The sequence below is a fragment of the Arthrobacter sp. CAN_A6 genome (assembly GCF_015751715.1).
In the GTDB taxonomy this organism is placed as follows: Bacteria; Actinomycetota; Actinomycetes; order Actinomycetales; family Micrococcaceae; genus Arthrobacter_D.
Genome location: NZ_JADOUV010000001.1, coordinates 293,709 through 311,191 on the forward strand (window position 1 = coordinate 293,709; position 17,483 = coordinate 311,191).

General features: G+C 64.9%; 20 protein-coding genes. 11 read left to right on the forward strand and 9 right to left on the reverse strand.

The genetic code is table 11. The features are described 5' to 3' along the window. Positions 1 to 32 precede the first annotated feature (32 nt). The 4 genes from IWX75_RS01445 to IWX75_RS01460 all read left to right on the forward strand — a co-directional run bounded on the left by IWX75_RS01445 (position 33) and on the right by IWX75_RS01460 (position 4,911). Positions 33 to 1,172 (forward strand): histidinol-phosphate transaminase, encoded by a 1,140-nt coding sequence (locus IWX75_RS01445; protein WP_196820471.1) that lies wholly within the window; start codon positions 33 to 35, stop codon positions 1,170 to 1,172. A 141-nt stretch (positions 1,173 to 1,313) separates the two neighbouring features. Next, the gene (gene pdhA, locus IWX75_RS01450) at positions 1,314 to 2,495 is read left to right on the forward strand and encodes a pyruvate dehydrogenase (acetyl-transferring) E1 component subunit alpha (protein WP_196820472.1); all 1,182 of its coding nucleotides are present in this window, start codon (positions 1,314 to 1,316) and stop codon (positions 2,493 to 2,495) included. Continuing rightward, entirely contained in the window at positions 2,495 to 3,469 is a 975-nt protein-coding gene (locus IWX75_RS01455) for an alpha-ketoacid dehydrogenase subunit beta (RefSeq protein ID WP_196820473.1), read from the forward strand. Before pdhA ends, IWX75_RS01455 begins: the two co-directional genes overlap by 1 nt. Before the next feature lie 8 nt (positions 3,470 to 3,477). Next, positions 3,478 to 4,911, forward strand: coding sequence for a 2-oxo acid dehydrogenase subunit E2 (locus IWX75_RS01460; RefSeq protein ID WP_196820474.1), 1,434 nt, complete (start codon positions 3,478 to 3,480; stop codon positions 4,909 to 4,911). A 58-nt stretch (positions 4,912 to 4,969) separates the two neighbouring features. Here the strand turns inward: IWX75_RS01460 and IWX75_RS01465 are convergent, their stop codons facing one another. Together IWX75_RS01465 and IWX75_RS01470 are read right to left on the reverse strand one after the other, a co-directional pair. Next, on the reverse strand, positions 4,970 to 6,262 hold the full coding sequence (locus IWX75_RS01465; protein ID WP_334684024.1) for an aminotransferase-like domain-containing protein: 1,293 nt from the start codon (positions 6,260 to 6,262) through the stop codon (positions 4,970 to 4,972). A 72-nt stretch (positions 6,263 to 6,334) separates the two neighbouring features. Further along, positions 6,335 to 7,291, reverse strand: coding sequence for a helix-turn-helix transcriptional regulator (locus IWX75_RS01470; RefSeq protein WP_334684025.1), 957 nt, complete (start codon positions 7,289 to 7,291; stop codon positions 6,335 to 6,337). 352 nt (positions 7,292 to 7,643) lie between these two features. Here IWX75_RS01470 and IWX75_RS01475 point away from each other — a divergent pair, with 352 nt between their 5' ends. From IWX75_RS01475 to IWX75_RS01485, 3 genes are all read left to right on the forward strand, one after another. Further along, positions 7,644 to 7,784, forward strand: coding sequence for a hypothetical protein (locus IWX75_RS01475; RefSeq protein ID WP_196820476.1), 141 nt, complete (start codon positions 7,644 to 7,646; stop codon positions 7,782 to 7,784). A gap of 91 nt (positions 7,785 to 7,875) precedes the next feature. Then, the gene (locus IWX75_RS01480; protein ID WP_196820477.1) at positions 7,876 to 8,844 is read left to right on the forward strand and encodes a lantibiotic dehydratase C-terminal domain-containing protein; all 969 of its coding nucleotides are present in this window, start codon (positions 7,876 to 7,878) and stop codon (positions 8,842 to 8,844) included. A gap of 39 nt (positions 8,845 to 8,883) precedes the next feature. Further along, positions 8,884 to 9,054: a hypothetical protein gene (locus IWX75_RS01485; RefSeq protein ID WP_196820478.1), complete on the forward strand. Its 171-nt coding sequence runs from the start codon at positions 8,884 to 8,886 to the stop codon at positions 9,052 to 9,054. Between the two features lie 24 nt (positions 9,055 to 9,078). On the opposite strand, the gene IWX75_RS01490 is transcribed toward IWX75_RS01485, so the two are convergent. Next, on the reverse strand, positions 9,079 to 9,648 hold the full coding sequence (locus IWX75_RS01490) for an NAD(P)H-dependent oxidoreductase (RefSeq protein WP_196820479.1): 570 nt from the start codon (positions 9,646 to 9,648) through the stop codon (positions 9,079 to 9,081). A gap of 98 nt (positions 9,649 to 9,746) precedes the next feature. On the opposite strand from IWX75_RS01490, the gene IWX75_RS01495 reads away from it, so the two are divergent. After that, positions 9,747 to 10,373 (forward strand): TetR/AcrR family transcriptional regulator, encoded by a 627-nt coding sequence (locus IWX75_RS01495; RefSeq protein ID WP_334684026.1) that lies wholly within the window; start codon positions 9,747 to 9,749, stop codon positions 10,371 to 10,373. Here IWX75_RS01495 and ald read toward each other — a convergent pair. Beyond that, positions 10,362 to 11,474, reverse strand: a complete 1,113-nt coding sequence (ald, locus tag IWX75_RS01500) for an alanine dehydrogenase (protein WP_196820481.1) — start codon at positions 11,472 to 11,474, stop codon at positions 10,362 to 10,364. The genes IWX75_RS01495 and ald overlap by 12 nt on opposite strands. A 239-nt stretch (positions 11,475 to 11,713) precedes the next feature. Here ald and IWX75_RS01505 point away from each other — a divergent pair, with 239 nt between their 5' ends. Continuing rightward, complete coding sequence (locus tag IWX75_RS01505; protein ID WP_196820482.1) at positions 11,714 to 12,928, forward strand: PucR family transcriptional regulator; 1,215 nt, start codon at positions 11,714 to 11,716, stop codon at positions 12,926 to 12,928. Here IWX75_RS01505 and IWX75_RS01510 read toward each other — a convergent pair. Beyond that, a complete protein-coding gene (locus IWX75_RS01510) occupies positions 12,891 to 13,298 on the reverse strand; it encodes a helix-turn-helix domain-containing protein (protein ID WP_196820483.1) in 408 nt (135 codons plus the stop codon). The two genes, IWX75_RS01505 and IWX75_RS01510, sit on opposite strands and share 38 nt — an antisense overlap. A gap of 128 nt (positions 13,299 to 13,426) precedes the next feature. Between IWX75_RS01510 and IWX75_RS01515 the strand changes: the two genes are divergently transcribed. Continuing rightward, on the forward strand, positions 13,427 to 13,690 hold the full coding sequence (locus IWX75_RS01515; RefSeq protein WP_196820484.1) for a hypothetical protein: 264 nt from the start codon (positions 13,427 to 13,429) through the stop codon (positions 13,688 to 13,690). Between the two features lie 20 nt (positions 13,691 to 13,710). On the opposite strand, the gene IWX75_RS01520 is transcribed toward IWX75_RS01515, so the two are convergent. After that, positions 13,711 to 14,415, reverse strand: coding sequence for an MgtC/SapB family protein (locus IWX75_RS01520; RefSeq protein WP_334684027.1), 705 nt, complete (start codon positions 14,413 to 14,415; stop codon positions 13,711 to 13,713). A 113-nt stretch (positions 14,416 to 14,528) separates the two neighbouring features. Here IWX75_RS01520 and IWX75_RS01525 point away from each other — a divergent pair, with 113 nt between their 5' ends. Then, the gene (locus IWX75_RS01525) at positions 14,529 to 15,374 is read left to right on the forward strand and encodes an HpcH/HpaI aldolase/citrate lyase family protein (protein ID WP_196820486.1); all 846 of its coding nucleotides are present in this window, start codon (positions 14,529 to 14,531) and stop codon (positions 15,372 to 15,374) included. 39 nt (positions 15,375 to 15,413) lie between these two features. On the opposite strand, the gene IWX75_RS01530 is transcribed toward IWX75_RS01525, so the two are convergent. From IWX75_RS01530 to IWX75_RS01540, 3 genes are all read right to left on the reverse strand, one after another. After that, positions 15,414 to 15,644, reverse strand: a complete 231-nt coding sequence (locus tag IWX75_RS01530) for a zinc-ribbon domain-containing protein (protein ID WP_196820487.1) — start codon at positions 15,642 to 15,644, stop codon at positions 15,414 to 15,416. A gap of 59 nt (positions 15,645 to 15,703) precedes the next feature. After that, on the reverse strand, positions 15,704 to 16,789 hold the full coding sequence (locus IWX75_RS01535; protein ID WP_196820488.1) for a fatty acid desaturase family protein: 1,086 nt from the start codon (positions 16,787 to 16,789) through the stop codon (positions 15,704 to 15,706). 61 nt (positions 16,790 to 16,850) lie between these two features. After that, positions 16,851 to 17,474 carry a flavin reductase family protein gene (locus tag IWX75_RS01540; RefSeq protein WP_196820489.1) on the reverse strand — a complete coding sequence of 208 codons (624 nt, stop codon included), beginning with the start codon at positions 17,472 to 17,474 and terminating at the stop codon, positions 16,851 to 16,853. Positions 17,475 to 17,483: the final 9 nt, after the last annotated feature.

The following is a 17,483-nucleotide window of genomic DNA, read 5'->3' on the forward strand; positions in this document are numbered from 1 at the left end:
GGCTGGAAGCACCACGGCATTAGGCTGGGTTCATGACGTCAATCGAGAATCAGGCCGGCTTCGCCGGAACGGCGGCCTCCGGAATCCAGCCCCGCAGGGCCCTGGGCAAACTGCCACGCTACGCGGCCGGCAAGCCTCCCGTGGTTGTCGAGGGCATGCAGAGCTTCAAGCTGTCATCCAATGAGAATGCGCTGCCGCCCCTTCCCTCCGTGCTCGAGGCGATCCGGGCACAGACAGCGGTGAACCGGTACCCGGATCCGATGACCACCATGCTGCGGGCGGAGCTTTCCGGCTTCCTCGATGTCCCTGCCGCAGACATAGTCACCGGGGCAGGCAGTCTGGGCGCGCTGAACCAGATCCTTGCTGCGTTCGCCGGCCAGAACGACTTCGAGGCCCCGGATGAGGTGATTTACGCCTGGCGTTCCTTCGAGGCGTATCCCATCTGCGTGGGGTTGGCCGGTGCAACCGGCATCCAGGTTCCGGTCCGGCCGGATGGAACCCACGACCTCGAGGCGATGGCCGCCGCCGTGACCGAGCGCACCCGGGTGATCCTGCTGTGTACGCCGAACAACCCGACGGGTCCAGGGCTGTCGCGGAACGAGGTGGAGGGGTTCCTGGAAGCGGTCCCCTCCTCAGTCGTGGTGGTTATCGATGAGGCGTACCAGGAGTTCGTGCGGCGTTCCGATGCCGTGGACGGCATCGAGATGTACCGGGAGCACGAGAACGTCATTGTGCTTCGCACCTTTTCGAAGGCCCACGGATTGGCCGGCCTCCGGGTGGGCTACTCGGTGGCACAGCCGTTGCTCACCGATTCCCTCCGCATCAGTGCGGTTCCATTCGCCGTGTCCCAGGTCGGCGAACATGCGGCAGTCGCTTCCCTCCGGCACTACGACGAAGTGGCCGAACGGGTGCAGGGCATCGTCGATGAGCGAACCCGCGTGGTCGAAGGGTTGCGTGCCCTGGGGTGGCAGGTTCCAGAGGCTGAGGGGAACTTCGTGTGGCTGGCGCTTAAGGACTTCTCCCAGGACTTCGCGGAACTGGTCGGTCACCAGGGATTGTCGGTGCGTGCTTTCGGCACGGAAGGCATCCGGGTGAGCATCGGGGAACCGGAGGCCAACACCCGGTTCCTGGAATTGTGCGGAGGGTACCCGCATTTTCCGGGGCTCTGCTGACACGTCTTAAATAGGTCTCTTTCCCGCCACTGGCTAGGCTGAAGCTGTAGGCCTGCGAAGATATGTGTTCCGGTGCATGACCCGGGCGGAGTATTCCACTGGCTGCATAATCACTTTAGTCGAAGTCCTGGAAGGAGTGCCATGAGCGGCAGCCGCCTGCCTGCAGCCGAGTTCGAGTCGGAAGAGATGGTGCGCGCACTGCACAGGCCTGATACCGCACCTGAACCCGACATGGTGCAGTTCCTCGATGCCGAGGGCCTACTCGCCGACGATGCCGACTACCGTGGCTTCCCGGTAGCAACGGGCGCCGACCACCTGAAGGCCCTGTACAGGGACATGTACCTGATTCGACGGTTCGACCAGGAAGCGACAGCCCTCCAGCGGCAGGGCGAGCTTGCCCTGTGGGTGCCACTCACCGGCCAGGAAGCAGCCCAGATCGGCTCAGGGCGGGCGCTCAGGCCCCAGGACTACGCCTTCCCTACCTACCGGGAGCATGGAGTGGCGCTGACCCGCGGCGTCGCGCTCTCGGACGTCCTTCGTCTCTTCCGCGGCGTCACCAACGGAGGGTGGGATCCCAGGGAGCGGAACTTCCATTTGTACACGCTCGTCCTCGCCGCGCAGGCCCTTCACGCCGTCGGATATGCCATGGGCATCCAACGGGACCAGGTGGCCGATCCTGCCCTGCCCCCGGCGGTGTCGGTGGCCTATTTCGGTGACGGCGCCAGTTCCGAGGGGGACATCCACGAGGCAATGGTTTTCGCGGCGTCCTTCAACGCGCCCGTAGTGTTCTTCTGCCAGAACAATCAGTGGGCCATCTCGGTGCCCTCCACGGTGCAGACCCGCGTGCCCCTTGCCAGGAGGGCCGAGGGCTACGGCTTCCCCGGGATCCGGGTCGACGGCAACGACGTCGTCGCGGTGGAAGCCGTGACGCAGTGGGCGCTGGAGCATGCACGATCGGGCCAGGGACCCGTCCTGATCGAAGCCTTCACCTACCGGATGAGTGCCCACACCACGGCCGATGACCCGACGAAGTACCGCCTGGCGGGCGACGACGCCGACTGGCACCCGAAGGATCCCCTGGCACGCCTCGAGAAGCACCTGCGCAGCAGCGGCAAGGCCGACGACGCATTCTTCGGGCAATTGTCCACCGAGTCGAAGTCCATGGCCGTCGAGCTACGCCGGGATGTGCAAGCCATGGAGGCGCCGGGTATGGAGGAGCGGTTCAATACCGTGTATGCCGAGCCTCATCCGCTGGTGCAGGAGGAGTTGCAGGTCTGGCGCGACTACGAGGCCGGTTTCGCCGTCGACGGGGAGACCAGGTAATGGCCGTTCTGACCATAGCGAAGGCCATCAATGAGGGGCTGAGGGCTGCCCTGGCCGGCAATCCCAAAACCCTGCTCATCGGTGAGGACATCGGGGAGCTCGGCGGCGTCTACCGCGTCACCGACGGGCTCAAGCGCGAGTTCGGCGCGAGCCGCGTGGTCGATTCGCCGCTCGCGGAGTCGGGCATCATCGGCACGGCGATCGGAATGGCGCTTCGTGGGTACCGACCGGTGTGCGAGATCCAGTTCGACGGCTTCGTGTTCCCCGGCTTCAACCAGATCACCACGCAGCTGGCGAAGCTTCACACCCGCAGTGACGGCATGCTCAGTGCGCCGGTGGTCATCCGCATCCCCTACGGTGGGGGAATCGGAAGCGTCGAGCATCATTCGGAATCGCCGGAGGCCCTGTTCGCCCACACCGCGGGCCTGAGGATCATCACGCCGTCCAACCCGCAGGACGCCTACTGGATGATCCAGCAGGCCATCGACTGCGCCGACCCGGTGATCGTCTTCGAACCGAAACGGCGGTATTGGCTGAAGGGTGAAGTCGATATAACGGCGCCGTCGGGCGACCCGTTCACCGCGCACCTCCTGACGCACGGTAGCGACGCAACGATCGTCGCCTACGGGCCCCTGGTTCCGGTGGCGCTTGCGGCGGCGAAGGTTGCCGAGCAGGACGGCCGCAGCGTCGAGGTCATCGACCTGCGTTCGATCTCGCCGATCGATTTCGACACGGTGACGGAGTCGGTCAAGCGTACGGGACGCCTGGTGATCGCTCATGAAGCACCGACTTTCGCCGGAATCGGCGGGGAGATCGCGGCACGGATCTCAGAACGCGCATTCCTGTCGCTCGAAGCGCCGGTGATCCGGGTCGGCGGTTTCCACATGCCCTACCCGATTGCAAAAGTGGAGGACCAGTATCTCCCGGACATCGACCGCATCCTCGAGGCCCTCGACCGGTCCTTCGCCTACTAAGGAACCCGATGACACCCCACACCTTTCGCCTACCCGACGTCGGAGAAGGCCTCACGGAGGCCGAGATCGTGCAGTGGAAGGTGCAGCCGGGCGACACCGTCGCGGTGAACGACATCATCGTCGAGATCGAGACGGCGAAATCCCTCGTTGAACTGCCATCGCCGTTCGCGGGGGTGGTGTCGGCGTTGCTGGTCGACGAGGGTGAAACGGTCGAGGTCGGCACACCGATCTTCGCGGTGAAGAACGCGTCGGACGAAAAGCCGGAGCCGAAGCGGGAGCCGGGACCGGAACAGGCGTCCGGGCCGGAATCGGAGGTTGGAACCTTGATACCCGCGCCGGAGATGCCGGGTGAGTTTTCCACGCCGCCGCCGTCGGCGAGCGGCGGGAGCGCCGGCGGTGGGGACAGCCCCACTGGATCCGAACAAGCCGTTCCCGGGCCGCTGGTGGGCACTGGACCGAAGGCCGACGCCGCACGGCGCCGCCCGCGCAAACCCGCGGCTCCACCCGCCTCGCCCCGGGAACCGCCAGCCGTTCCGCGACCCGACCCCTCGCACCAGCTCGTCGACCGGGCCCTGGCCAAGCCCCCGGTCCGCAAGGCTGCCCGCGACCTCGGCATCAACCTCGCTGATGTTCCGGCAACCGGTATGTCGGGCGAGGTCACGAAGCAGGACCTCATGAGCTACCAGTCCCAGCGCGACGCCGAGCAGGACGGCGCCGACACCTTCTGGGACGGCAGGAAGAAGTTCGGCGCGGACAGGATCGAACGCGTTCCGGTCAAGGGTGTCCGGAAGGCCACCGCGAAGGCCATGGTCCACAGCGCTTTTTCCGCCCCGCACGTCAGCATCTTCGTCGATGTCGACGCATCGAGGACCATGGAGTTCGTGAAGCGGCTCAAGGTATCGCGTGACTTCGAGGGGATCAAGGTGTCCCCGCTCCTCATTCTGGCGAAGGCGGTCATCTGGGCTGCGGCCCGAAATCCGTCGGTCAATGCCACGTGGACCGACGACGAAATCCTCGTAAAACACTTCCTGAACCTGGGCATCGCCGCCGCCACCCCGCGTGGACTCATGGTGCCCAACATCAAGGACGCCCAGGACCTCTCGCTCAAGGAACTCGCCCTGGCGCTCAATGAACTTGCGACCACGGCCCGCGCCGGCCGCACCCAACCCGCACAGATGCAGGGCGGCACCCTGACCATCACCAACATCGGTGCCCTCGGCATCGATACCGGGACGCCGATCATCAATCCGGGCGAGGTGGCGATCGTGGCGTTCGGCACCATCAAGCAGAAGCCCTGGGTGCTCGACGGCGAGGTGATCCCACGCTGGATCACCACCCTCGGCGGCTCATTCGATCACCGGGTGGTGGACGGGGACCTCAGCGCCCGCTTCATGGCAGACGTCGCGTCCATCCTCGAGGAACCGGCCCTGCTCCTCGACTAGGGGGAGCAAGCCGGCTGCGCGAAGCAGCCCTGCCTCGGTAGAGCGTCCTGGGCGCCGCTCAAGCTTCGACGTCGGCGATTGCCTGGCGCAGGATCGGAGCGAGGCGCGTCACGCCCTTGACGATGTCCTCCGGCGACACTGCGCTGAAGGCGAGCCGCAGCTTGTTGGAGGGTTCGTCGGAGGGGCTGAAAGCGGCTCCGGGGATGAAGACCACGCCGGCGTCGATCGCCTGGTAGAGCAGGGGGTAGGTGTCGATGCCTTCGGGCAGGGTCACCCAGACGAAGAACCCGCCGTCGGGGGTTGTCCAGTGCACGTTGTCGGGCAGCTGCTCGGCGAGTGCGCCGAGCATCGCATCGCAGCGCTCCTGGTAAAGGCCGCGCATATTCGCGAGATGGCCCAGCCAGTCGTAGTCCCGCAGGTATGCCGCCACGAGCATCTGGGTCAGGGGCGAGGGGCATAGCACCACTGCTTCGCAGGCCAGGTAGAAACGCCGGTACAGGTGCCGCGGAACCAGCGCCCACCCGAGCCGAACACCGGGCGCGAAGATCTTCGAGAACGACCCGAGGTAGATGACATCGTCGGGATTGTCCGCCCTCATCGGGGCGAGGGGCCGGCCGTCGAACCGGAGCATGCCGTACGGATTATCCTCGAGCACGAGGATGTTGTGCTCCCGGCACAGGTCGACGACGCGCTGGCGGCGGTCTGCGGCAAGCGTGATTCCGCTCGGGTTGTTGAAACTGGGAATCGTGTAGAGCAGCTTGACCGACCGGCCCTGCTCCTTGAGGGCGAGGATGGTGCGCTCGAGCTCATCCGGCATGAGGCCCTCGGAGTCCATCGGGATGGTGACAACGTCCACCTCGTAGGCCTCGAAGGTGTTCAACGCACCCACATAGGTAGGATCCTCACACAGGATGACATCACCCGGATTGCAGAAGACTTTCGCTGCCACGTCCTGTGCCGACTGGGAGCCGGTGGTGACCACGATGTCCGCCGGATCCGCCCCGAGAATGCCTTCGGCCGCCATCACGTCGCAGATGAGGCTGCGCAGTTCGTCCATGCCCTGGCCGCCGCCGTACTGGAGGGCTTCCAGACCGCGCTCGGCGATGATTTGCTGCGCGGTACGGCCAAGTTCCTCCATCGGAAGCGACTTGAGGTAGGGGCTGCCGCCCGCAAGGGACACCAGGCCCGGCTGGATGGAGATATCGAAAACATCCCGAACCGCCGACTGCTTGATGTTCGCGGCGCGCTTCGAGAAGAGCGCGTCATGGCGGGCTCCGTAGTCGAGCGCCCGCTCGAGGGCGGCCTCGGTCTCGGCGGGCAAGAGGTCCTCGGTTCTGTTGTCGAAAGTCACATGGCGAGTCTAGCGGAGGTTGACCGATAGGCAACAACTGTTGCCAAAAGTTGGTCAGGGGACTGTGCCGGGCTATACCCAGCCCGCATCACGTGCCTTGATCCCCGCCTGGAAGCGGCTCTCAGCGGAGAGGGTTTCAAGCATCCAGGCTATGTGGCGGCGGCAGGTGCGCACGCTGATGTCGAGCCGGCGGGCGATGGATTCATCGGACAGTCCAGTAGCGAGCCCCTGCAGGATGCTGCGCTGCATGCTGCTGAGCGGGGAGCGGTTCGTCGTCGGGCTCAGGAAAGGTTCGCTCAGCTCCCAGGCGACCTCGAAGAGCTGGGTGAAGATGCTGATCAGGCTATGGTCGCGGATGACGAGCGCGGCCTTGTCCTCACGCGTCGACTGCCGGCCTACCAGTGCGAGTTTATCGTCGAAGATCAGGATGCGCAGGGGAATGAAGGGCAGTGCACCGAATTCCCCTCCGCCCTGCTGGATCGCGGCGACTGCTTTCCGGGTGGGAACGTGGTCCCGCGTGCTGACATCGTAGAGGGTCCTGCGCCGGACGCCGCGCTCAAGAAGGTCGAGGTCCTTGCGCACACTCTCCTCGTGCACGTCAGCGGTCGACCCCTGGCCGGGCTGGGCGATGTACACCTTGTCGGTGACATCCCGCCCATAGTCGATCAGGACGCGGTGGATGAGGTGCGGATCCTCGAGGATCTCGACCGACGTGCTCGATACCAGATGCTTGCGGGCCTCCAGAAAGGTCGGCACAAGACTCGACAGTTCGCGCCGCTGGGCGCTGATCCGGGTTTTCAGGTTCTGTACCGCGCGCTCGTCCGCGTCCACCAGATCGGCAAGTGCGACGTCGGGGGACACTGCTACAAAAGCCTCACCTCCGGAAGCCTGGGCGCTCACGAGCTTCCGCTCCGTCAGTTCCCGAAGTGCACCTTCGACGTCGCGCATGGTCAGTCCGAGGGCTTCCGACGCCGTCACCCGGCTCCAGCCGGGGTTGCCGACAGCATAGCGGTAGAGCTCCAAAGACATGGCGTCCATCCGGGGGTTCTCCTGTTGCCGTCGGGCCGCTGACCACCGTGCTTCGGTCCGCGGGAACTGACCGTACCGGTGCAGGGTAGCTGGGGTTGATCACGGTTTCCGGCTGAAAAACATGACATGTCCAGTTAATGACATAAACATGGCAATGGCAATCGTCAACCCACGCGCAATGGTCCGCCCCCGGGAATCCGCGGCTTTCGGCACGTTTGCCCTGATTCTCTTCCCTTGCCGCTTTCAGCCGGCGTCCGGTTGAGGCCATGTCCTGAACATGGCGCCTTTCCGGCTGGACACCGCTCCACGCCTCCGGACATCCTTGGGACACCGGATCGCGAAAGGAAACGCCATGAACAAGCTTATCGGTGCAGCAGCCGGACTCCTCATTCTGGTTGGCACGGTAGGTTCCGGGGCGCCTGCCCTCCTTGCCGACGGCTCGGAGCGGTATTCCGGATCGGTTTCGGCGAGCAGCTGGGACTGGCCCAAATAGATAGAACGAAGAGCCCGCGGCTGGAAAGCCGACGGTTCTTCCCTCCAATCCCGCCCCAGCGGGGTAACCACTAACCCTGAAGAAGAGGGCCATGAGTCAGCTGACAGCGGTTCGAACCGCCTCACGAACCGTTGCAGGCACTCAATGGTGGCACCTCACGCTTCTCCCGGGTGGCTTCGATGTAGCGGACGGCATCGTTGGAGCGCTGGTTACCCCTCTGGTGGCGCAGGCCCGTGCGCTGGGAGCGAAACGCTGGTACTTCACGCGAACAGAAGATCCAGCCACCGGGCGTAACGCACTGGTGCACCTGCACATCGAGGCGCACCCACGGGTCCTTGAGCGGCTCAAGACCCTGCAGCGTTCACTGCAGGAACGCACCACCATGGTCTTCCCGCAACTCCTGGTACAGCAGCACTATTCGAGCTCGGTGCGCGATGGATTCCTCCCGCGGCTCGATCATCCCGACGCGCACCTCGAAGCCAACCTCGTCAAGTACGGCGGCGTCGAGGGCCTTGACCTCGCCGAGGAAGTGTTCGAGCTGAGCTCAGAGCTTTCCCTGTGGGCCGGCCAGCGCTTTCCAAAAATGCAGAGCCGCTCGGCACTCGGCGCGCTGATCCTTTTCGACTCGGCGCACAGCATGATGCGCGGTCCGCATTCAGCCAGCCGACCCGATCGCCGCCGGCTCACCTGGGACCTCTACTGGGATGCCCACCTCCGAACCTGTACTGCCGAAGTGGGCCCGCGGGCCGCCGCCGTGGGCGAAGCGATGACGCTGCAGGTGGCAGCGAAAACGACCGGCTTCCACGCAAGAATGGCTGCGACGGCGGCCGAGTCGGAAGTCCGGAACTGGCGACGCCGGTGGTTCCGCGCACTCGATAGCTACCTGTACCGGGCGAACAAGGTCCACGTGGGTAGGAGCGCACAGCATCTCACCGTGCATCACGCCCATATGACGATCAATCGCCTGGGTTTCGTACCCCGTGAGGAAGCAGCCTTGGGGCTTTTTGCAAGAACCTGGCAGCAGGAACCCGCCACAGCAGGAGCCCGCAGTGGCGTGTAGGTCCGTACTCCTCGTCCGGCCGATCAAAGCAGGAGCATTGTGAACACACAATCCGACAGCGGTCTTTCCGCGGCCCTTGATTGTTCAGCTGACGTGTTCGAGGAGATGCAGGATGGAGTTCCTTCTGGCCTGCGGGATGAATTCTGGGATACCGGCACGGCGCGCAGCTACCTTCGGGACGCCGCCTGGGCGGGGAGCCAGTGGCGCTGAGTCCAGCGACATCGGCCGATCGCCCTAGGCTGCAGGAGCAGCAACTGCAGTAGCACCAGCGAGTGCCGAGAGAACGCCGGTCACCATTCCCGCCACCTCGGCGTCGTCCTTGGGGTGGACTTCGGCAAACCGTGTGATCGAGCTGCCGATCGAAAGCTTCGTATCATCAAGCACCGTAGCGCCGGCAACGGTGAGTGAACGACGTGCGTCGTCATGGGCCCACACGCCGCCGTACTGACCGAAGGCGGACCCGATGACGGCGGCCGGCTTGGCGGAGACCGCGCCGGCACCGTAGGGGCGGGAGAGCCAGTCGATGGCGTTCTTCAGGACCGCGGGCATCGTGCCGTTGTACTCGGGTGAGACGAGCAGGAACGCGTCAGCCTGGCCTGCCACCTCGCGCAGGGCAACCGCTGCAGCGGGCCGGTGCTCATCGTTGTCGATGTCCTCGTTGTAGAAGGGAACATCGGCGAGGCTGTCGAAAGTCACGACGTCCACGTCTTCCGGCGCATTGAGCACTGCCACTTCTGCGAGCTGGCGGTTGATGGACCCTTCCCGAAGGCTGCCAACGAGGGCGAGGATGGTGGTGTTCGACATGAGAATCTCCCGGGTAGTTCGAGAACCCATCGGCTGGTAATGGGCACACTCCCATAAGCGGACCGTAGTCCGCTTTATTCCGCACTAGGATGTTCGGCATGGAGCAAAGGGGCCGGCCGTTGCCGCTGGGCAGGAACGACGGCGAGCGGCGGGACGCCGCGCGGAACCGTAAGCTCCTGCTCGACGCCGCAGCCGGCATCGTGGCCTGCAGGGGCGTGGAGAACCTCACCATGGACGACGTCGCCCACCAGGCCGGAGTAGGCAAAGGCACGGTCTTCCGCCGATTCGGCAGCCGGGCAGGCCTGATGCAGGCCCTTGCCGACCGGACCGGACGGGACTTCCAGGAGGCCTTCATGTCCGGACCTCCTCCCCTCGGTCCTGGAGCGCCGGCAGGACAGCGTCTTCGGGCCTTCGGGGCGGCAAGCATCAACCGACTGGATGTCGACGGCCGCGTGGTGCGTGCTGCGGGTTCACCGGGCGGGCAGGACCATGCCCACCCCACTCAGCGGCTTGTTCGGCTACACCTGATCGTGCTGCTGCGGGAAACGGGTGTGCAGGGCGATCTTGAGCTCGCCGCCTATCAGCTCGCTGCGTTCCTCGATGCAGGCCTGCTGCTTCACCTTTCCGAGGACCGGGGAATGGCGCGGTCCAGGCTCATCGAGGCCTGGAACGTGCTTGTCGATGGAATGACAGGCGCACAGGGTGGGCAGTTGCTAGACGAGTGAGCGCCAGTCCTCCGACAACTCGAGATCGTGAGCGCTTGAGACGGAGTGGTGGGCCACTCTCCCACCTGCGGTGTTCAGCCCGCGGCTGAGGGCGGGGTCGGATTCGAAGGCGCCGCGCACTCCCTGATCGGCAAGCGCGACCGCATAGCGGAGCGTGACATTGGTCAACGCGTACGTGGACGTATTGGGCACGGCTCCGGGCATGTTCCCTACGCAGTAGAACAACGAGTTGTGGACCTTGAAGGTTGGATTCTCATGGGTCGTGACACGGGAGTCCTCGAAGCACCCTCCCTGATCCACGGCGATGTCCACGAGGACACTCCCGTGTTTCATTCGTGCAACGAGGTCGTTGGTCACGAGTTTTGGTGCCTTCGCGCCGGGAATCAGGACCGATCCGATCACCAGGTCGGCTTCGAGTACCGCCTTCTCGATTTCCAGGCTGTTCGAGGCGATGGTCCGGACCCGGCCCGCGTAGAGCGCGTCGATCTCGCGTAGCCGGGCGATATTGATGTCCAGGATCGACACGTCGGCGCCCGCTCCCACCGCCATGGCGGTGGCATTCGTCCCGGCGACACCAGCTCCCAGTACGACGACCTTCGCCGGCCGCACACCGGGAACCCCGCCGAGGAGCAGGCCGGGCCCACCAGCAGGAGCGGTCATCACCTGGGCGCCGACCTGCACCGCGAGCCGCCCCGCCACCTCGGACATCGGGGCGAGCAGGGGCAGGGAGCGGCCGTCCTGCACTGTCTCGTACGCGATGGCCGTCACGCCCGAATCCAGCAGCGCACGTGTGAGTTCCGGCTCGGCTGCGAGATGAAGGTAGGTGAAGAGAATGAGGCCCGGCCGGAAACGGTGGTATTCCTGTTCCACCGGCTCCTTGACCTTCAGCACCATGTCGGCCCGCTGCCACAGCTCGTCCGCTGATTCCACGATCTCGGCTCCCGCGGAAAGGTATTCAGCATCCGAGATATTGGAGCCGAGGCCCGCGTCGCGCTCCACCAGGACGGTGTGCCCGTGTGATCGGAACTCGTGGACACCCGATGCGGTGATGGCTACGCGGAACTCGTTGTTCTTCACTTCTTTAGGGACGCCGACGATCATGGGATTCTCCAGTATGCGGTTACGGGCGGAAACGGGCAGGCCAGGTGAAGCCACTTCAAGTATGAACTCGTCCACAGGCAGGAGCTCGGGCCTGGACCGGTCCGGACGGATCCTCGGGCCGTCGGTCCGGAAGTGACGCGTGTCACTAGCAGAGGATCTCCGGAGGCGCAATCGACAGGTGTCGAGTTTCGGGGCGGCAAGTGTCGTCTCAGGCGGCTTTATGCCCGTAGGCTGATCCAGTGCAGGGACCAGCCATCGAAGACGCCGTCGAACGTATTGCGGGCACGCTCGGGCGCGGGCTTTCCCTCGAGGACTTGGACGGAGTGCTGCTTGCCTACAGCAGCGATCAGGTTTCAGCCGACCGGGTGAGGGTCAACTTCCTGCTGAGCAAGAAGGTGCCGGCCGATGTCAGTGAGTGGCAGTTCCGCCACGGAATCGCCATGGCGGTCAAGCCGGTGGCGGTCCCGGCGAATCCGGATCTCGGGATGCTGGGGCGCATCTGTGTTCCGCTCCTGGTCAAGGGCTTCCGCGTGGGCTATCTCTGGGTGCAGCAGGATTCCGACGACGATCCCGCCTCTGCCATCTTCTCTCTCCTGCCGCGCGTGCGCGCCGATATCGATCACCTTGCCGGGCTCCTTCTCGAGGGCAACACCGGCGAGTCGGAGCATCGCAACCGGCATGAGGCCCAGTTCCTTGCTGCATGCAACGGTATTTCCTCAGCGGTGGATGAGCTGCGGGGCTGGCGCGAGGTGGCTGCCGGAGGTCCGTGGCAGCTCGCCGTCGTCGTCGAAGCCGGTACCCGCCCCGATCCGGGCTCGGATCCACTCGCCGCCGCCACGATGCACCGGACGGTGGCGCTCCACGCAACCGTCGGGGTGCGTCCGATTCTGTTCAGCGCGGGCTCGGCTTCCCACGCCGTCCTCCTGCTCACCCCTGGCGTAGGGCATGCAGCGCATAACGCGGTTCTTGAAAGTTATGGCGCGGAGCTGGCGAAACGGGCCGGACGTTCGGTGGGGCCGCTGGCTATGGGTGTGAGCGAGCCGTTCTCCGACCTGCGGAACCTGCAGGCGGGTTACGCGGAGGCGCGCTCCGCGGCTCAGGCCTCTGCGGTCGACGGGCAGCTCGGAGTGATTGCCGAGTACCGGACGATCGGGGCCTACCAATTTCTCAGCGCCATGGGGTGGCAGCTGTCCGACGCACAGAGCGTCTACTTCACCGAGCTCGAGGAACAGGACCGGGTGGGAGAACTGTTGCCGGTCCTGGAGTTGCTCTATGACAAGAATGGAGCTGTCCAGGACGTCGCGGCACAGCTGCACCTCCACCGGAGCAGCGTCTACAACCGGCTGACGCGCATCCGGAGGATCATCGGCGCCGATCCACTGAACGGCGCGGTCCGCCTGGAGCTGCATCTCGCGCTCAAGGCGAGACGGTGGGATTCGCGTCCTCGCCTCTGACGCTGTTTCGCGCCTGCGATTGCAGCCACTGCTCGACGTCGCTCCGCCGTATCCGCCGGTGCGAGCCGCGGTATTCCGTAGGAATCGTCCCCGCGTCGGTGAGGTTGCGAAGGTAGGTGGGGGAGATGCCTGCGAGCTCGGACGCCTGGGAGGTCGTGAGCAGCTCTGCCACCGAGGTGCACTGGACCGTATCGGCGTCGCCGAGCCGTTCGAGCAGGTCGACGACGGCGTTGCGGGCCGCCGCGGGTAAGCGGTAGGCAGTGCCGTCGACGAACACCGTGACGTCGGCGCTGCCGGCCAGTGCGCGGCGAAGTGCGTCGGATTCCCGCGGCGGTAGTGCGGGGGTGATGTGCGGCGTCCTGATAGGCATGCAGCAATTGTGCCAGTGCACCGACACAGTTGCTCTTTGCAACAGGTCTCGGCAGGGCTAGGCTTGAGTCATCAGTACCCTTACTGCCTGGCACCAGCGTCGGTGCCACGGTCGAGATGGTGGGAAAAATGACAACGATCGACCACAATCGAGCGGTGCATCGCATGCGGGGGACCGTACCCCTGAACGTCAAGGGCGAAGTGCCCTGGTGCCAGTCATGCGATTCTGCGGATTACCTCATTTTCGAAGAATACGTTCCGGCGCGAGTGGACGGCGGCCACGGCTCCCGCATCCTCGGCAGTGCAACCTACTCCTGTTCGGCCTGCGGGTCGTTCAGCGCCCATGCGGTACCCGATACGTGGAGCCCGCCGCGCTGGTTCTGGTACACCTGACAACACCCAAGCCGGGAGGGTCAGTCCCCACCGTCCTGGGCGTCGTCGGTGGTGGCGACACCGAGGACACCCGGCACCTCGCTGAGCTGAGCCAGCAGGTCCCGCAGTGGTGCCTTCCCGTGGAACTTCATGCGGACGAGGACCTGCGGCGCGGTTCCATCAGGTACTTTGCGTGTGGAAAGGATGGAAGCGTCGAAGCCCATCTCGGTTGCTGCGGCCAGCGCCTCCCGCAGCACGCCTCGGCCGTCGAGGTACTGGATTTCGACGGTACGCTTGCGGTCCGCCAGCGGCAGGAGTCTGGCCAGGGGTGCAAGCAGGCCCACCGCGACGAAATGCAGCACGGTTGCCGTGACAGCAAGAGGAACCATTCCCGCTCCACACGCCATGCCCACCGCTGCGGACATCCAGATGGTGGCGGCCGTGGTGAGCCCACGCACCACGTCCCGGTTCATGAAAATCACTCCCGCTCCCAGGAAACCGACTCCCGAGACGATCTGGGCCGCGATGCGGGACGGGTCAAGAGGGGTGTCGGGCCCCGTGACCGTTGCAAAGCCGTATGCCGATACGAGCGTGAAGACGGCCGACCCGGTTCCCACCAGCGCATGGGTTCGCAATCCGGCGCTTTTCTGCCGGATCTGCCGCTCCAGCCCGATGAGTGACGACAATAAGAATGCTGCCGAGGCGAGGACGAGTTCGGTGAGGAAGGTGTCTGACAGGAAGTCCACGCTCAAACCTTATGTTGCCGATGCTCCGCACCGGTGCCGTTTTGGTCGTAGTGTTTATCAGCCCGCTCGTGGCGCGGTGGATAATGCCTGCTCCGCGTCAGTACTGTTTTCCTATGGCCTCCCTTAGAAACAGCCGCGCTGCGGCGCTCCCCGCCAAGCTCTCCCGCTCCTGGCTCCTCGCCTCAGCGGCATCCGAGGAGAATTTCGTTCCCGCGCTCACCTCGGAGGCGGACTCCGTGATCTTCGACATGGAGGATGCAGTGCCCGTCGATGGCAAGGTGGCTGCACGGGAGCGCGTGGTCGAAGCGCTGTCCACAGGGATGACGGCATGGGTGCGGGTCAATGGCATCGAGACCGACTATTGGGCTGACGACCTCGCTGCCCTGTCGAAAGCGCCGGGCCTGAGGGGAGTCATGCTCGCCATGACCGAGAAGCCCGAGCAGGTCACGCACACCGCGATGCGGCTCCAGGCCGGCACCCCGGTGCTCGCCCTGGTCGAATCGGCCCTCGGCATCGAGAACGCGACGGCGATAGCCAGCGCACCGGGTACCTTCCGTCTCGCCTTCGGCGTCGGCGATTTCCGCCGGGACACGGGCGCCTCCGACGATCCGATGGCGCTTGCCTATGCCCGTTCGAAACTGGTGGTTGCCTCGCGGGTGGGTCAACTGCCCGGTCCGATTGACGGACCCACTGTGGGCGCGCTCGGGGAGAAGCTTTTCGAGGCCTGCAAGATCACTGCGTCCATGGGAATGACGGGGAAGCTCTGCCTGCTGCCGGACGCCGCTGACACCATCAACAAAGGGCTGTCGCCCAGCGATTCCGAAATCCAGTGGGCACTCGAACTACTGAGCGCCCACGCAGCAGGGGCGGTTGTGGGCGATGGCTCCTACCTGCCGCGCCTTGCCCGCGCCCAGAAAATCTCCTCGCTTGCCGATTCGTACGGCCTGTGGAACGCCTGACACCGGAGGGCTCGGGCATTTCGGCCCCGCTCGGGTAGCTCAGCCGGCCATGGCTCTCTGCTGACCGGCGCTGATCTTCGAGGTCGCTCCGCAGTTACTGCACACCATCAGCCGCTTGCGGTTCAGGGTCACCAGCGGAATGAAGAAGACGGTCAGCTTCGTCCGCCGCTGAAGAACGCGCTGCGGAACATACTGCCCACAGAAGTGGCAGGTGGCGTTGCGTGCAAAAAGCATGCGCTCGCGGGATGTGAGGCCGAAGAGGAAGAACATCTGGAACTCCTTGGTGGTTGCGGAAAGGGGACCGAGCAGCACAGTCGGTACTGAACAACCTATCGTCGTCGGTATTTGTTGGTGATGGGGCAGTCGAAGGGGTCGCGGGCGGATAGTCCAACGCGGTTGAGGTATTTCACGACTGCGCTGTAGGAGGCGGTGATGCCGAGTTCGGTGTAGGGGACTTTGAGTCGTTGGCAGTGTTCTCGGACGATGACTGCTGCCCGGGGTAGGTGTGGGCGGGGCATGTCGGGGAAGAGGTGGTGTTCGATCTGGAAGTTCAGGCCGCCGAAGGCGTTGTTCACGAAGGGTCCGCCGCGGATGTTGCGTGAGGTGAGGACCTGTTTCTGGAAGAAGTCCAGGGTGCTGTCCTTGGGGATGAGGGGCATGCCTTTGTGGTTGGGGGCGAAGGAGGCTCCCATGTAGATCCCGAAGACGGCGAGCTGGACTCCGAGGAAGGCCAGGGCCATGCCCACGGGCAGGAAGGAGAACAGGATGCCGAGGTAGGCGCCGAAGCGGACCGCGAGCAGGGCGAGTTCGACCCAGCGGCCCTGGATGGTGCCGCGCCGGAAGAGCGTGGCGATGGAGCGGGCGTGGAGGTTGATGCCCTCCAGGGTCAGCAGGGGGAAGAACAGGTAGCCCTGGCGGCGGGTGATCCAGGCGTGGATTCCGGTGGCTTTCGCGGCGTCCTCTTCGAGGAAGGAGATGGTGTCGACCTCGATGTCGGGGTCTTTGCCCCGCGTGTTGGGGTTGTTGTGGTGGCGGGTGTGTTTGTCCATCCACCAGGCGTAGCTGATGCCCACGACGCCGGCGGCGAGGATGCGCCCGGACCAGTCGTTCGCTGCGCGGGTGGTGAAGATCTGGCGGTGGGAGGCCTCGTGGGCGAGGAAGGCGACCTGCGTCAGCACGACGCCAAGGACCGCGGCGATCAGGAGCTGGAACCAGGAATCGCCCAGCAGGGCGAATCCGGTCCATGCTGCGGCCATGACCAGGCACAGGAGGAGGAACACTCCACCATAGAAACGGCGACGCCGGGTCAGGAGCCCTTCCTGGCGCACCTGCTTCAACAGGACCGAATAGGATGCAACAACATCATTCGGCTTACTGATACGCACTTTACGGCTGGCGGCGGCGGTCACGCTCATGGACATCCCTACAGTCGGGGCGGCCTTCCAGCCACGGGTGGGTCAACCCCCATCTCCGACTCTAGCCGACGTCGGGGCGGTATCCGTCCGACCATTCCTTGATAGGAATACGTTGAATGTGGCGGATCTTCCCAGCGGTTCCCCACTCGTCACGCCCGAGGCGGGACAGGGGTTTCAACGCGTCGATCCGGGGATGGGTGCCATCGAGGAACTCCTCGGAAACCACGCCGTGCAGCACCTCGCCGAATACCAGCGTGCAGTCGCCCATCCGCTGGATCGAATGGAGCCTGCACTCCAGCGCGGCGGGCGATTCGAGGACTCGCGGCGGGGCAACGGTGAGGCTTGCCTCGCGAGTGAGCCCTACGGCGTCGAATTCGCTGACCTCGGGTGGGAAGGCAGTGCCGGTGGCATTCACTGCTTCGAAAAGGCTCTCGGGCGTGAAGTTGACCGTGAACTCTCCAGTGGCCTCGATATTGCGCACGGAATCCTTCCGCCCCACCGAAGTGAACTGCACGATGGGCGGGTTGACCGATGCGACGGTGAAGAAGGAGTGTGGGGCCAGGTTGTCGATCCCCTCAGGGGACCGTGAGGCAACCCAGGCAATCGGCCGGGGGACCACCACAGCAGTCAGGAAGCGGTAGAAATCGCGGCTCTGTTCGGCGGATGGGAGGAAATCTCGGCGCATGGGAACAGC

Coding starts and splice junctions, on each gene's coding strand:
- IWX75_RS01510 (WP_196820483.1), bottom strand. CDS start 13,298: ATGCCTATCAGGACGCCGCACATCACCCCCGCACTACCGCCGCGGGAA.
- IWX75_RS01455 (WP_196820473.1), top strand. CDS start 2,495: ATGGCCGTTCTGACCATAGCGAAGGCCATCAATGAGGGGCTGAGGGCT.
- IWX75_RS01525 (WP_196820486.1), top strand. CDS start 14,529: ATGGCCTCCCTTAGAAACAGCCGCGCTGCGGCGCTCCCCGCCAAGCTC.
- IWX75_RS01540 (WP_196820489.1), bottom strand. CDS start 17,474: ATGCGCCGAGATTTCCTCCCATCCGCCGAACAGAGCCGCGATTTCTAC.
- IWX75_RS01495 (WP_334684026.1), top strand. CDS start 9,747: ATGGAGCAAAGGGGCCGGCCGTTGCCGCTGGGCAGGAACGACGGCGAG.
- IWX75_RS01445 (WP_196820471.1), top strand. CDS start 33: ATGACGTCAATCGAGAATCAGGCCGGCTTCGCCGGAACGGCGGCCTCC.
- pdhA (WP_196820472.1), top strand. CDS start 1,314: ATGAGCGGCAGCCGCCTGCCTGCAGCCGAGTTCGAGTCGGAAGAGATG.
- IWX75_RS01515 (WP_196820484.1), top strand. CDS start 13,427: ATGACAACGATCGACCACAATCGAGCGGTGCATCGCATGCGGGGGACC.
- IWX75_RS01530 (WP_196820487.1), bottom strand. CDS start 15,644: ATGTTCTTCCTCTTCGGCCTCACATCCCGCGAGCGCATGCTTTTTGCA.
- IWX75_RS01535 (WP_196820488.1), bottom strand. CDS start 16,789: ATGAGCGTGACCGCCGCCGCCAGCCGTAAAGTGCGTATCAGTAAGCCG.
- ald (WP_196820481.1), bottom strand. CDS start 11,474: ATGATCGTCGGCGTCCCTAAAGAAGTGAAGAACAACGAGTTCCGCGTA.
- IWX75_RS01475 (WP_196820476.1), top strand. CDS start 7,644: ATGAACAAGCTTATCGGTGCAGCAGCCGGACTCCTCATTCTGGTTGGC.
- IWX75_RS01480 (WP_196820477.1), top strand. CDS start 7,876: ATGAGTCAGCTGACAGCGGTTCGAACCGCCTCACGAACCGTTGCAGGC.
- IWX75_RS01470 (WP_334684025.1), bottom strand. CDS start 7,291: ATGTCTTTGGAGCTCTACCGCTATGCTGTCGGCAACCCCGGCTGGAGC.
- IWX75_RS01490 (WP_196820479.1), bottom strand. CDS start 9,648: ATGTCGAACACCACCATCCTCGCCCTCGTTGGCAGCCTTCGGGAAGGG.
- IWX75_RS01460 (WP_196820474.1), top strand. CDS start 3,478: ATGACACCCCACACCTTTCGCCTACCCGACGTCGGAGAAGGCCTCACG.